Raw genomic sequence first — 14,066 nt, 5'->3', positions numbered from 1 at the left:
CTTGTCAATGACTCTTATAAGAAATATTAATGTCGACTGAATAGAATAGCGCCATAGAGATGATATTCTTTTTGCTGTTAACTCTGCTATTAGGCTGTTATTACAATATTTTTGGGTGTAGAGCTCCATCACTTGTAGGAAGAGATCAAAATTTTGCATCATTTTTTGGTGAGTAATAAATATGCAGTGTGTGAATGGTGATTTGCGGTAAAGGTGTTGTGAATTTCTACTCAAGAGATCCATGAAGAGCGCAGTGAAGAGCGCAATAAAAAAGGCCTCATTGAGGCCTACAGTATTATCACGGGGTTTTATACGGAGAATCTTGCTCCCTTCTTATTTAAAAGGGGGGCGATACTCAAAGTCACTACTCGCTTGATGATCATCAAAGATCGGAAGCGGTGATTTTTTACTAAAGAGTTGATTGATAAAGAGATTAGGAAAGAGCTCGATAGTAGTATTGAAGGTCTCAACATTCGCATTAAAAATACGGATACTTGCAGCTACATTTTTTTCAAGTTCACTAAGTTCCTGCATAAATTGTTGATAAACTTCAGAAGCTTTGAGTGAGGGGTAATTTTCGGCCACCATATTGAGCTGAGAGAAGAGCATTTTTGATTCATTGTTAATCTCTCGTAGCTGCTCTACGCTACTATTTTCGGGGGCAATATTTTTAAGAGATGAGCGCAGTGCAGTAATATTTTGTAAAAGATCTGCTTCATGAATTTTATACTCTTCGACCATTCGCTCTAACGTTGGAAGGAGTCTGTTTTTTTGCATCTGTTGCGTGATCACATCGGCCCAAGCTCGCTGTGTGGCATTGTAGTAGGCGATAATACGGTTATGAATTGTAATGATATAGATAATCAGTAAGAGGGGGATAAGGAGCGTAATAATAAGTGGAATCGACATCAATTATTTTCCTGAAATAGTGGGTTAAGGTTGTTCGTAAGCTCTATTTTTAAGACCTATTTGTAAGACCTATTGTGTAAGTTCTTTCTATTTGAACTGTTTAGTTAAGATCATTTCGCTCAGCTTCGATGAGGAGATGGCTCTATTTTAGCTGAAAGAGAAGGTTTTTTATCAGAGGAGTGATCTTTTGGAGCTGAGGGAGTTCTCGTTTCTCTTGTAGTTCGGCAATGAAAGCATCGAGATGTTGAAGATCGTAATTTTGTTGCGCGTGAATCAGATCTCTATTATCGAAAGCGATCAGTAACTGTTGATTGAGTTCTATATTCATATTCTTAAACTCCTCACTCTGCGTCAGTAGTTGCTCTACAATTGTCGGTATCAATATCTTCGCAGCAAAGTGTTGCTCTGAGGTATAGAGTGAAAAACGTTTGCGGAAGGCTAAAGATGCCGGTAGATAGTCGCTCTTTCTCTCTTTTAAGTAGCGATCTGCGGTTATTTGTAGTAGAGGGAGCTCGTTGTCTTTCAAAAATTTGGGGGCAAGTAATAAGCCATATCGATGGTAGTGGTGATAGATTTTGCGGTTTTTGGGTTTTTCATCACTCCCTTTCTCCTCAACGACCTCTTCATCCACATAATGAAAGTGAAAGTAGTAGAAGGGGATCGATGTTAATCCAATATCGATAGATCCCTTTAAGAGCTCTGGAATTTCCCGGCGATAATTGCCCCGATCGAACTCTCTAAATCGTTGTAGTAGATCGTTTACCGGCAAGACGTTAGGATCGATAGAGGTGATCTGATTGTCAAAGAGGAGGTCGCGGTAGAAGATCTTTTCCGAGAGCTGTTTGGGGAGCTTCTCTCGTCGATAGAAGCGAATAGCAAGGATGATCGCAATAAAGAGCGCAAGCATTAAGAGAAAGAGGAAAAAACCCTCCCCGTTCTCTCGATAGAGAAAAAATCCTGTAATAAAGAGCAGAAGATCCGCGCCAAAATAGAGGAGGTAATCTCGCCGGTCAAATTGAAGCGGCGTGATCTCTCGCATCGATTCAGCTATCTTGAGCAGCTCTTGAGCGGATTGAGCCTGATCGATCTTTTCCGAAGCTTGGGTGATCTTCCGCCATAGTAGACGATTGTGTTGTATCATCTGAAATGTTTAGCCCTACTAATCTTTTAACGTTTTTCAGCTGTAGTAGGGGTAAAAATGGTGTAGCGAACACGATAGTTGATCTTCTTCTCTCCCTCCGCAGGAAGAGAGACATTCCAGATAGCACTCTCATTTTTTAGAACTGCCGGCGGTTGCTGAGCCACAATCTCCCAATTGATTCCTTCTCCGGGATAGAAGTTCTCCGTTAACTCAACATTGACCGCTTCATTTTTACGATTATTGATTGTGAGCTGATAACTGACCTCCCACTCATCAGGATTAATAATATGGTATTGCTGTTGCTCTCTGGTGAGGGTGACATCAAAAGCAGATCCCATATTGAGTGATATCTCTTCTCCTGATGCGCTATTCGCGAGCGCATCTTCCCCAAGGAAAGTGGGTGTTTTACCCTCCATTTGGTAAAGGCGAATGGTGCCAGAGGGTAGCGCAAATCCAAGTTGATCCTCCTTCTTATTATTAAAGTAGAGGGTGATTGCGGCATTTTGTGATGATGATTGAGCTGCAAGACGCTGGCTAGGACTTATATTATTAAAATGGTAAACCTTTTGGTAAGGGATTTTTTCTGCTGTAAAGAGAGCGACTTGACTCTGCTCTTGTTGTTGGAGGTTAAATGTTCCAGGTAGAGAGAAGCGTTGATAATCGCTGATACTTTCGGGGGTAATATGATCTCTCTGTGGCGCCGCGGCGGCTTTGACCATAAAGTTTTCTCGATAGAGTGGTGCGCGATTGAGAAGGTTGAGATTCCCGGCAATGAGTGAGATTTCGCTACTGTTAAAATCGATACCGCTCTGATTGTTAATGGTTGCCCATCCCTCTAAGCGAAACAATTTCTCCTTCTCATCAAGTTGTGCAATATAATCGCTACTCCAACTCACTCCTCGCGTGAGGTAATTGAGATTTGCTCGGTAAGGGGTGATCGTTTTAGGTAGATTCTCTAAGAGAAGAGAGAGTACCGGAGTGCGATTTAAACCTTTAGGAATCTCTTTAAAGGCGAGTCTTGCATCTGCTGGAAGGCCTGATTCGATGCGGTCTTCATACTGAAGAAGGAGACCACCATTGTTAGAGAGAATAATCGCCTTTTCCCGGCGTTCTTTAGGTGATTGCCAGATCACTTCAACCTCTTTGCCAATAGAGTAATCGATCAATGTTGTCGGGGAGAGTAGATTGCGATTGAGTTTCTTCTCTATTACGAGCGGAAGCATCTCTTTCTCTTCTGATGAGGTTGATTCATCTTGGCTTGGATTAAATTTTAAGAGTAATGATTCTACAATTGCTTCTGGGGCAATATTGGGGAGAAGAAGTACCGGTTCTTTCTCAGATAATTGAAAGGTGCGATTTTCTGAGACTAAAGCAATCCCTTCTTGATAGATCGTCAGTTGTCGATCGATAAGATTCTGCTCTGAAGCTGATTCAGTAGCTAAAGAGAGAGGGCCGATCGGCAATAATAGGGTGAGAATCGTAGCTTGAAAGAGGGTCGTTCGTTTCATTATCGAGAATCCTTTCTATCCATTATTTTATTTAAGGGCTTTTATTTAGGGGCGTGCTACAAGATAGTGCTACAGATAATTATAGCGATTAATGGTTATTGGTAATAGATCTATAGATAATTGATCTATAGTTAATCCTTCTGTTGCTATATTCTATCTGCCATATTCTATTTCTATAATAGCAATAGCATCTATGATCGGCCCCATTATTTATGGGGAGTTTAATAAGTTAGGAATAAGTGCTATTAAGCTTGATATTTCGATAGGGATTTCGTAAAATGCCGAGATCGTTTACCAGCGACCCCTAACGTTGATTTAGAGTCAGTATCGTGAGAGTGATCTCTCGCCGGTATTCTCGTTACCGGCGGTATGCATGCTGGTTTTAAATTTTTTTGTTAGTGATTATTTATTTTGGAGTTTTCGATGAAAACATTTAGTGCAAAGCCTGCTGAAGTAACCCGTGAATGGTTTTTAATTGATGCAGAAGGAAAAACCCTCGGCCGTTTAGCGAGCGAAGTTGCAACACGCTTACGTGGTAAGCATAAGCCTGAGTTCACACCTCACGTTGATACCGGTGATTACATTGTTATCGTAAACGCAGAGAAAGTTCGTGTAACAGGTAACAAGCTTCAACAAAAAATTTATTATAAACATACCGGTTATGTTGGTCATTTAAGAGAGACTACTCTTGAGAAGATGTTGCAAACTAAACCTGCAAATGTGATCGAATTTGCGGTCAAAGGCATGCTTCCTAAAAATGCATTAGGAAGAGAAATGCTTCGTAAATTAAAAGTATATGCAGGTCCTGAGCATGCTCATGCAGCACAGCAACCAAAAGTTTTAGACATCTAATTTTAAGAAGAGAGAATTAATTATGGCAGCTAACCAAAATTACGGTACTGGAAGACGTAAAAGATCACAAGCAAGAGTGTTTTTACGTAAAGGTACAGGCAGTATTATTGTTAACGATAAATCACTCGATGATTACTTCCCACGTGAAGTATCACGCATGGTAGTTCGTCAACCGCTTGAGCTTTTAGAAGTTACTGATCAATTTGATGTGATTGTAACTGTGAAAGGTGGTGGTTTGAGTGGTCAAGCCGGTGCAATTCGTCACGGCTTAACACGTGCACTCGTTGAGTATGATGAGGCGAATCGTGCGCCGTTACGTAAAGCAGGTTTCGTAACTCGTGACCCACGTAGCGTTGAGCGTAAGAAAATCGGTCTTCGTTCAGCACGTCGTGCAACTCAGTTCTCAAAACGTTAATTTTTATCGATATTTTGAGTATGATGAAAAATATCAAAGCCTTTCTTTTGAAAGGCTTTTCTTTTTGGAGAAAAGGTTCAATGAACCCTCACATGAGTCCTCATATATACCATACGAAAGATCATCCTATTAGAAATCGGCAGATCTCTAAAAATTCTTTACAGGTGATCAATCGGCTCAATAGCGCTGGCTTCAACGCTTATCTTGTTGGTGGTGGTGTGCGTGATCTTCTCTTGGGTCTATCCCCTAAAGATTTTGATATTGTGACAGATGCACATCCTAGTGAGATTCGTCGAGTATTTCGCAATAGTCGTATTATTGGACGTCGTTTTCGTCTGGTGCATGTTGTTTTTGGTCGAGAGATCATTGAAGTAGCCACTTTTCGCTCTAATGAAGCGAATGATCAATCGAAACATTATCAGACAAATCAGGAAGGGTTTGTAACACGAGATAATATCTACGGCACGATTGATGAAGATGCGCTTCGGCGAGACTTCACCATCAATGCGCTCTATTATGATGTTCGTAATCAGACCATTATCGATTATTGTAATGGATATCAAGATCTAAAGAGTAGGCGTTTATCATTGATCGGTGATCCGACAGAGCGATTCTTAGAGGATCCCGTCCGTATTTTGCGTGCGATTCGTTTTGAGGCAAAATTGGGATTAACGATCGATCCGGAACTGCTCCCCTTTATTGCAGAGCATCGTCATCTTCTTGCAACCGTTTCGCCAGCGAGAATGTATGATGAGGTTTTAAAGCTCTTTTTAACAGGACATGGTGAGCATTCTTACCATAGTATGATTGCGCATGAGCTCTTCGAGATCCTCTTTCCATTAACCTATAATGCGTTAGAGCGAGAAGGGTTTCCGGATCAGCATCTCCTCTTAAGATCACTGCAAAATTCAGATGAGCGTGCAGCTGCGGGATTAACGAGTTCCCCCTACTTTGTCTATGCCTCTCTGTTGTGGGCACCTTTTGTTGCAATTTATGAAAAAGAGATCGTAAAAGGCAAACGAAATAGTGATGCCTCTTCTAGCGCTATTGATGAAGTCTTTAAAGTACAGCATCAAATTACGGTTATTCCCCGTTATGTTCGGGAGTTTATTGAAGAGTTGTGGATCTTTCAGTTCCGATTGCAAGCGAAAGTGATTCGTCAACCGAAACGTTTGATGGAGCATCCTCGTTTTAAAGCCGCGTATGATTTCTTACTTTTGCGTGCAGATGCACAAGAGAGCGATGAAGTGATTGAAAAGGCTCAATATTGGGAGGCACAGTTTAAGGATTACGAACAGACACTTCTTGCAAAAGAGCGGGAAGCGGCAAGAGAAGAGCGTCGAGAAGGTAAGCGTGCTGTAGCGGCTGAGATCAAAACTCATCAGCAAAATGATGATGCTTCGACTGAGCCTAAAAAGCGTCGGCGCCGCCCCCGAAGACGGAATCGTAGTAAGGAATCGCCGGCAAAATCGTAAGATAATGGTGGGATAATAAGTTAATACCCCTAAGATGGTTAAGAACTATCTAAAATACTCTCTTAAGTTGATCGAAAGATCGGCGTCGATAGTGTTTTAGGTAGTTTTTTTATGGGTGAAATTTTTTGATATTGATCACACTTTTAATAATCTATTTTTATATTTTTTGGGAATATCAAGGGATTACGTTTTTAATAAAAGTGAATATATGTAACTCTATAATATATTGTGTTATTGTTTTAGTAGTTAATGGCCGTTGGTCATAATGTTAATGTTTTAATCATTTTTGATGCAGAATTTTCAATTTCCTCGGTTTAGTTCTATTGAAGAGATTCTAGGTGATTTATGGATAATGCAAAAAAGATTGGTTTAATAGCCTGTATCGGTATTGTTGCAGGAAATATGATGGGAAGTGGTATTGCGCTATTGCCGGCAAACTTAGCGAGTATTGGCTCTATTGCGATTACCGGTTGGATTGTCGCTTTGATTGGCGCACTCTCATTAGCGTATGTCTTTGCGAAGTTAGCAACGAAAGATCCTGAAGAGGGAGGTCCTATTGCCTATGCTAATGAGGTGAGTTCGGCTTTAGGATTTCAGACAGGGGCACTCTATTATCATGCCAACTGGATTGGGAATCTTGCCATTACAACAACAGCGGTCTCCTATCTCTCTGTATTTTACCCTATCCTCAATGAGGCGATTCCGGCAGGAATTCTCTCTCTTGCACTGATTTGGATCTTCACATTTATCAATCTGTTAGGGGGGCAGTGGATTGGTCGTTTAACCACTTTTGGTTTAGTTCTGATTCTTATTCCTGTTATTGGAACGGCAATATTTGGATGGCTCTGGTTTGATAAAGAGACCTATATTCACAACTGGAATGTCTCTCATGATACCGACTATCAGGCCGTTGTAAGTAGTACATTGCTCTGCTTATGGGCTTTTGTAGGAATCGAATCTGCCTCCGTTAACTCAGCACTTGTTAAAAATCCTAAAAAGACAATTCCTTTAGCAACGATGATTGGCGCTTTTTTAGCGGGTATCGTCTATATCTTGGCAACTCAGGTTATCTCTGGTATGTATCCGGCGGCAGAAATGGCGGCATCGGGGGCACCTTTCTCAAAGACAGCATCAACCATGTTAGGTGAATGGGCAAGTCCTGTAGTCTCGATCTTTACGGTAATTGCTTGTTTAACATCATTAGGTTCTTGGATGATGTTGGTAGGGCAAGCGGGGGCTAGGGCAGCGCATGATGGGAACTTCCCTAAAGCTTATGGGGAGATGGATAAAAATGGTATTCCCCGTAAAGGATTGATCTTAGCGGCAATTCAGATGTCTATCTTATTAACTTTGGTGACATTGGCGAATGCAGAATCAGGCCGTGCTTCTACCATCTTTAAAGATCTTATCAATATCGCTGTTCTCTTAACGATGTTGCCCTATTTCTACTCCTGTTTAAATCTTATTCGAGTGGAAGGGATGAGTGCGAAGCGTCTCTTGAGTTTAACAGCTGCTATTTTTGGGAGTATCTTCTGTTTCATTGCGCTCTTAGGGTCAACGCCGATGCAACTCTCCGGCACCTTTATTGTGAGTTTAATTATCTTAATGTTCTATGCAAAGAAGTTAGGGCATCAGCGAGAAGTTGTTAATGACAATTAATAAGTGAAACTAATAGATAAATTAATAGATAAATTAATAGATGCAACCAACAGATGTCATCAATAAATAGAGTCAATATATGAGATCAATAAGTTAGATTGGGTTTTAAAGTAGTGAGCGTGCAGCAGTCTGCTCAATCAACAATGATAGTCAAAAGGAGTCTATATGTATCAAATCGCACTATTAAATGATGTTCGCGAAGAGTTTAAGAGTCTACTATTCTCTAAGCTTGAGGCGAGTTTAACGGAGATGGGGTATAAGTTACTTCTTGTGGAGCAGGCAGAAGATCTTCTTCATCTCTTACAAAAAAATCCCCGTATTTCGGGTGTGATTTTTGATTGGGATAATCATCAGTTGCCACTCTGTGAGCAGATCGCCCATCTCAATGAGCAGTTGCCGCTCTTCACCTTTATCAATGATAAGGTGGCGATGGATCTCTCACTCTCTGATCTAAAAAATAATCTCTATTTTTATGATTATGTTCTCAATAATGCGACAGATAGCGCAATACGGATTGATCAGCGGGTTGAAGAGTATATTGAGCAAATTTTACCTCCCTTTACAAAGGCGCTCTTTAAGTATGTTGGGGCAGAGAAGTATACCTTCTGTACACCGGGTCATATGGGAGGGACGGCATTTGAGCAGAGTCCCGTAGGCTCACTCTTCTATGATTTTTATGGTGAGAATACTTTTCGCTCTGATATATCGATCTCCATGGGAGAGCTCGGTTCTCTACTAGATCATTCAGGGCCACATCGTGAGGCAGAGGAGTATATCGCAGAGACCTTCAATGCAGATCGAAGCTTTATTATTACCAATGGAACCTCGACGGCGAATAAAGTTGTGGGTATGTATGCTTGTCCGGAGGGGAGTACCATTATTGTGGATCGAAATTGTCATAAATCGATTACCCATTTAATGATGATGACTAATGTAACGCCGATCTATCTTAAGCCGACCCGTAATGCTTATGGAATCTTAGGGGGTATTCCTAAGAAGGAGTTTGCAAAAGCACATATTGAAGCGCTTGTGGCTGAAAGAGAGAATGGTTCTGCACCAGTATTACCAACTCAACCTACGATGGGCTCTTCTACGATACAGATTATATCAAGGAGCATTTGCCGGTTAATTCAATCCATTTCGATTCAGCATGGGTTCCCTATACCAACTTCCATCCGATCTATGCGGGAAAATCAGACATGGGTGGGAAGCGAGTGGCAGATAAAGTGATCTATGAGACGCAATCGACCCATAAGTTATTGGCGGCTTTCTCACAAGCATCGATGATTCATGTTAAGGGGGAGATCAATGAGCGAACCTTTAATGAGGGATATATGATGCACACGACGACCTCCCCCCTCTATAGTGTCGTTGCTTCATGTGAAGTATCTGCGGCGATGATGCGAGGTGCCGCGGGAAGAAATCTGATGCAGCAAGCGATCGATCGGGCGATCGATTTCCGTAAGGAGATTGCGCGATTGAATCGTGAGTCGAGTGATTGGTTCTTCAATGTATGGCAACCTGAAAATATTGATGAGCTCGCCTGCTGGCCACTCAATAGTGAAGATCGTTGGCATGGATTTAATGAGATTGATGATAACTTTCTCTTTTTAGATCCGATTAAGATTACCATCACAACTCCTGGTATGGATGCTGCAGGTACGCTTGATGAGTGGGGAATTCCTGCATCCATTGTCTCTCAATTTTTAGATGAACATGGCATTGTTGTGGAGAAAACAGGACCTTATTCTCTACTCTTCCTCTTTAGTATGGGGATTGATGAGACAAAGGCGATGACGCTTCTAAGAACTTTAATGAAGTTTAAGCATGCTTATGATCAAAATCTAAAAGTGAAAGAGGCGCTGCCGGCACTCTACGCTATCGACCCACAATTTTATAGAGATCTTCGCTTGCAAGAGTTGGCTAAAGGAATTCATCAATTGATGAAGGAGCATCAATTGCCCCAATTGATGTATAACGCCTTCGATAGCCTCCCTGAGATGGAGATGACTCCCCATGCAGCCTATCAGGCAGAGTTACGAGGAAAAGTTAAGGAGTGTAAGCTTTCAGAGCTAATGAATCAGGTAAGTGCCAATATGATTCTTCCTTATCCGCCGGGAGTCCCGCTTATCATGCCGGGGGAGAAGATCACTGAGGCGACTAAACCGATTCTTGAGTTCTTAGAGATGCTTTGTGATATCGGTTCCCACTATCCTGGTTTTGAGACCGATATCCATGGTGTCTATCAAGATGATGATGGTGAGTATGTAGTTCGGGTCTTAGATCTATAGATAGAAGGTAAGAGATCATCACCTCTATTTGCGTACTCTCTTGAATAGAGTCACCATTTTAAGATGAATTTAATATGAGTTTAATATGAAAATAGCCTAGCTCAATTATGGAGCTAGGCTATTTAACTTATTCCAATGAGTTCAATGAGTTCAATGATTTCGATGAATTTGATTAAATATAGTTACTAGGATTAACTGTCTGTCCTTTGGTTCGAATCTCAAAGTAGAGAACGGTTCGACCATCAAAACTATTACCCATCGAAGCAATCTGTTGCCCTTTTTTCACCTTCATTCCCTCTTTAACATTGACAGAGGCAAGATATCCATAAGCAGAGTAGGTATCTGCATTATGCTTAATAATAATCAGCTGTCCATAACCTGAGTTTCCTGTTCCGGCAAATACCACCTCGCCATTATGTGCTGCACGAACAGGTTGGTTGAGTGTGCCGGCAATCTGAATCCCTTTTTGACCAGGAAGATTGGGGTTATAGCTCTTCGTAATGGGGCCATCAGTCGGTCTTTGCCAACCACTGATACCGGTTGAGACTTTGTCTTTTGGGGCCGCCGGGGCTTTCGGGACAATAACGGTATTATCACGGCGCGTAATGGCTTGTGGCGCGCTACTACCACCTTTTTCTCGCACTGCTGAGCCGGCTTTACCACTAACACGTAAGACTTGCCCTGTATGAATCAGGTTGGGGTTAGAGATATTATTCAATTTCTGCAACTGCTGAAGTGACATATTATGTGCCCGCGCAATTTGACTAAGAGAATCGCCGGGACGCACAGTATAACTACCCGAGGAGCTACAAGCTTGGATAATAAGGAGTGCTGATAAGATAAATGTTACTCGTTTTAAGCGCATAATATTTACTTTCTATATTAAAAAAACCCCAAAAAGAAGAAGATATCTTACCATCATTCCTCTTTGAGGGGTATCTCTATGATCTATTTTATAATCTACTATTGTGTTAGCTCGATTAGTAAAACTGGCAGTGCATTTTTACTTAATTGAGCGGGTCAGTTGCACACATCGCGGTTACATTGACGATGCGACGAGCGGTTGCGATATTGGTCACAACGTGTGCAGGTTTTGAGATTCCTGTCAAAATCGGACCTACAACAATACTATCGGTAATTGTCCGAACAAAGTTATAGGTAATATTGGCAGAATCAATATTGGCAAAGATGAAGAGATTTGCCTGACCTTGTAGTTCTGAGTTCGGGAAATATGCATTACGATAACGCTCCCAAATCGCAAGATCGGGTTGCATCTCTCCTTCCACCTCCAGTTCAGGGGCGCTCTCTTTTAAAAGATGCAATGTTTCTTGCATTTTTCGTGAGAATTTCGACTCTCTTGAACCGAAATTTGAGTGAGAGAGTAGCGCCACTTTAGGCACAATACCAAAACGTTCTACTACAGATGCGGCCATCTTTGTGATATCAGCAAGCTCTTGAGCGGTAGGATCTTCATTGACATGAGTATCACAGAAGAAGAGCGGCCCTTTCGGTGACAGGATCAAGCTAATCGCCGCTGGTTGAGATGTCCCTTCTCGAAGGCCGATGGCATCCACAATATGATGAACATGGCGATGGTATTGACCTAAAACACCACTGATTTGACCATCGATCTCTCCAAGCTCAAGGAGCATAGAGGAGAGTAAGTTACCTCTTGTCTGCATACGTTGACGAGCCAACTCCGGCGTAATGCCTTTACGCTTCATTAGGCTGTAATATTGTTCTGAACAGCGATCAAGAAGGGGAGGGTTGCGATAATCGATAATTTGAACATAGTCACTACCAATATCTTTACTGATACTATCTTCTGGCATTAAGACTTTTGTTGGAAGATTAATTCCTAGTTCTTCAATACGCTGTTGAATCACTTTAGGTTGCCCAATGAGGATAGGGTTCGCTAAGCGATCTTGTTTTACCAGGTAAACGGCACGGAGAACTCGTTCATCTTCCCCTTCACAGTAAGCGATCGTGCGTGCATTCTCTTTAGCTTGATTGAAGATGGGGCGCATCGCCATATTGGTCTTATTAAAATGTTGACTTAAACGATGTCGATACTCTTCAAAATCCACAATTGGGCGAAGGGCAACGCCTGATTCCATTGCCGCTTTTGCAACCGCAATAGGGAGTTCTACAATAAGGCGAGGGTCGAACGGTTTTGGAATAATGTAGTTGCGAGAGAAGCGAAGACTTTCGCCGGGATAAGCGTGAAGAACCTCATCTGTTGGTTCTTGGTGAGTTAGATCTGCGATTGCTTTGACACAAGCCATCTTCATCGCTTCATTAATCTCTGTAGCCCCACAGTCGAGAGCACCGCGGAAGAGGTAAGGGAAGCAGAGAACATTATTAACCTGGTTAGGATAATCGGAGCGACCTGTGGCAATGATTGCATCTTCCCTGACAGCGTGAGCAATCTCTGGGCGAATTTCTGGTTCGGGGTTTGCAAGAGCAAAGATGAGCGGATTAGGTGCCATCTTCTCAACCATCTCAGCCTTAAGAACGCCGGGAGCAGAGAGACCTAAAAAGACATCCGCCCCTTCAATGACTTCACCTAAAGTCATCTTATCGGTTTGCTGCATAAAGAAGGATTTATATTCATCGAGCGATTCAGGAGAACGATGTTGATTAACAACGCCATCACGGTCAGCAACGGTGATATTCTCTTTCTTTAAACCAAATTGCATTAAAAGATTTAAGCAAGAGATGGCCGCAGCGCCCGCACCACTACAGACAAGTTTGATCTCTTCAATCTTTTTATCGGCAAGTTTAAGCGCATTTAATACGCCTGCAGCAGTGATGATCGCCGTTCCATGCTGATCATCATGGAAGACCGGAATATTCATCCGTTTTTTGAGCTCTTGTTCAATATAGAAGCATTCAGGCGCTTTAATATCTTCTAAGTTAACGCCACCAAAGGTGGGTTCAAGGCTCGCAACAATATCGATAAATTTATCGGGATCTAACTCATCGACTTCAATATCGAAGACATCGATATCGGAGAATTTTTTAAAGAGAACCCCTTTTCCTTCCATGACAGGTTTTCCTGCCAATGGGCCAATATTTCCAAGTCCTAATACCGCAGTTCCATTACTAATAACGGCAACAAGATTACCTTTAGAGGTGTAATCGAGAGCGGTGAGCGGATCTTTTTGAATCTCTTCACAAGCGTAGGCAACGCCAGGGGAGTAAGCAAGAGAGAGATCCTTTGAGTTGACAAGCGGTTTGGTTGCTTCAACTGAAATTTTTCCAGGTCTAGGCTGGGCATGATAGCGAAGCGCTTCAATTCGAAGATCTTCAGTTTTATTATTTGGAGAATCCATTGAGATCTATCCTTTATACTGAATTTTGAGTGAATATTAGATACTAACAAGGATTGATCTTCGAATCTACTAGGCTACTCATAAAAAAGGGGATCAAACTCAATTTTTACGGAGTTATAGATTTAACTTATTGATTTTAATCTATTAAAGATCTCTTTTTGCACATAAAATCTCTCTGCTTGATCTTGGTATAAAATATAGATTGCCGTTCTATTTATCGCCCTATTTATCGCTCTATTGATGGCTCTATTTTAGGTCTATTCTAGGTCTGTTTTCTTACTATTATCTGATTTTTAATCATCATTTATTTGATAATGAGCTCGCTATTATATCTCCTCTATAAGTCTGCTATAAGCTTGTTATAAGAATATTAAATAACGATTTTATGGGGACGATGGAGATCCTATTTGCTATAATAGAGGGCGATTTAAATTATGGAAAGTGCTTCTAGATATAGCTTTTAAGTAGTGAATCAACAGAG

9 protein-coding genes and 1 pseudogene are annotated in these 14,066 nt (G+C 41.5%); 5 read left to right on the top strand and 5 right to left on the bottom strand.

Translation table 11 applies throughout. The features are described from left to right. Positions 1 to 333: 333 nt before the first annotated feature. From DC082_RS05410 to DC082_RS05400, 3 genes are all read right to left on the bottom strand, one after another. Positions 334 to 909 (bottom strand): LemA family protein, encoded by a 576-nt coding sequence (locus DC082_RS05410; protein ID WP_109236048.1) that lies wholly within the window; start codon positions 907 to 909, stop codon positions 334 to 336. Positions 910 to 1,051: 142 nt separating this feature from the next. Further along, a complete protein-coding gene (locus tag DC082_RS05405; RefSeq protein WP_109236047.1) occupies positions 1,052 to 2,050 on the bottom strand; it encodes a hypothetical protein in 999 nt (332 codons plus the stop codon). Positions 2,051 to 2,076: 26 nt separating this feature from the next. Next, positions 2,077 to 3,558 carry a DUF4139 domain-containing protein gene (locus DC082_RS05400; protein ID WP_109236046.1) on the bottom strand — a complete coding sequence of 494 codons (1,482 nt, stop codon included), beginning with the start codon at positions 3,556 to 3,558 and terminating at the stop codon, positions 2,077 to 2,079. Positions 3,559 to 3,981: 423 nt separating this feature from the next. Here DC082_RS05400 and rplM point away from each other — a divergent pair, with 423 nt between their 5' ends. The 5 genes and pseudogenes from rplM (at position 3,982) to DC082_RS11090 (ending at position 10,250) form a co-directional block, all read left to right on the top strand. Then, positions 3,982 to 4,410, top strand: a complete 429-nt coding sequence (rplM, locus tag DC082_RS05395) for a 50S ribosomal protein L13 (protein ID WP_094566687.1) — start codon at positions 3,982 to 3,984, stop codon at positions 4,408 to 4,410. Between the two features lie 22 nt (positions 4,411 to 4,432). Beyond that, a complete protein-coding gene (gene rpsI, locus DC082_RS05390; RefSeq protein WP_094566688.1) occupies positions 4,433 to 4,825 on the top strand; it encodes a 30S ribosomal protein S9 in 393 nt (130 codons plus the stop codon). Positions 4,826 to 4,917: 92 nt separating this feature from the next. Next, entirely contained in the window at positions 4,918 to 6,300 is a 1,383-nt protein-coding gene (gene pcnB, locus DC082_RS05385) for a polynucleotide adenylyltransferase PcnB (protein ID WP_109236204.1), read from the top strand. Positions 6,301 to 6,645: 345 nt separating this feature from the next. Next, complete coding sequence (gene cadB, locus DC082_RS05380) at positions 6,646 to 7,959, top strand: cadaverine/lysine antiporter (RefSeq protein WP_109236045.1); 1,314 nt, start codon at positions 6,646 to 6,648, stop codon at positions 7,957 to 7,959. Positions 7,960 to 8,124: 165 nt separating this feature from the next. Next, positions 8,125 to 10,250 (top strand): annotated as a pseudogene (locus DC082_RS11090) (lysine decarboxylase LdcC). A 172-nt stretch (positions 10,251 to 10,422) separates the two neighbouring features. Here DC082_RS11090 and DC082_RS05370 read toward each other — a convergent pair. Both DC082_RS05370 and DC082_RS05365 read right to left on the bottom strand, forming a co-directional pair. Then, positions 10,423 to 11,115, bottom strand: coding sequence for a peptidoglycan DD-metalloendopeptidase family protein (locus tag DC082_RS05370; protein ID WP_109236044.1), 693 nt, complete (start codon positions 11,113 to 11,115; stop codon positions 10,423 to 10,425). Positions 11,116 to 11,257: 142 nt separating this feature from the next. Continuing rightward, positions 11,258 to 13,585 (bottom strand): NADP-dependent malic enzyme, encoded by a 2,328-nt coding sequence (locus DC082_RS05365; protein WP_094566692.1) that lies wholly within the window; start codon positions 13,583 to 13,585, stop codon positions 11,258 to 11,260. Between the last annotated feature and the right edge of the window lie 481 nt (positions 13,586 to 14,066).

Origin of the sequence: Ignatzschineria indica, assembly GCF_003121925.1 — a bacterium.
GTDB classification, from domain to species: Bacteria; Pseudomonadota; Gammaproteobacteria; order Cardiobacteriales; family Wohlfahrtiimonadaceae; genus Ignatzschineria; species Ignatzschineria indica.
The sequence above is the reverse complement of the archived record's forward strand: the minus strand, read 5'-3'. Positions and strand labels throughout refer to the sequence as shown.

Excerpts from the sequence above, each read along its gene's own strand:
- DC082_RS05410 (WP_109236048.1), bottom strand. The coding sequence starts at position 909 with ATGTCGATTCCACTTATTATTACGCTCCTTATCCCCCTCTTACTGATT.
- DC082_RS05405 (WP_109236047.1), bottom strand. The coding sequence starts at position 2,050 with ATGATACAACACAATCGTCTACTATGGCGGAAGATCACCCAAGCTTCG.
- DC082_RS05400 (WP_109236046.1), bottom strand. The coding sequence starts at position 3,558 with ATGAAACGAACGACCCTCTTTCAAGCTACGATTCTCACCCTATTATTG.
- rplM (WP_094566687.1), top strand. The coding sequence starts at position 3,982 with ATGAAAACATTTAGTGCAAAGCCTGCTGAAGTAACCCGTGAATGGTTT.
- rpsI (WP_094566688.1), top strand. The coding sequence starts at position 4,433 with ATGGCAGCTAACCAAAATTACGGTACTGGAAGACGTAAAAGATCACAA.
- pcnB (WP_109236204.1), top strand. The coding sequence starts at position 4,918 with ATGAGTCCTCATATATACCATACGAAAGATCATCCTATTAGAAATCGG.
- cadB (WP_109236045.1), top strand. The coding sequence starts at position 6,646 with ATGGATAATGCAAAAAAGATTGGTTTAATAGCCTGTATCGGTATTGTT.
- DC082_RS05370 (WP_109236044.1), bottom strand. The coding sequence starts at position 11,115 with ATGCGCTTAAAACGAGTAACATTTATCTTATCAGCACTCCTTATTATC.
- DC082_RS05365 (WP_094566692.1), bottom strand. The coding sequence starts at position 13,585 with ATGGATTCTCCAAATAATAAAACTGAAGATCTTCGAATTGAAGCGCTT.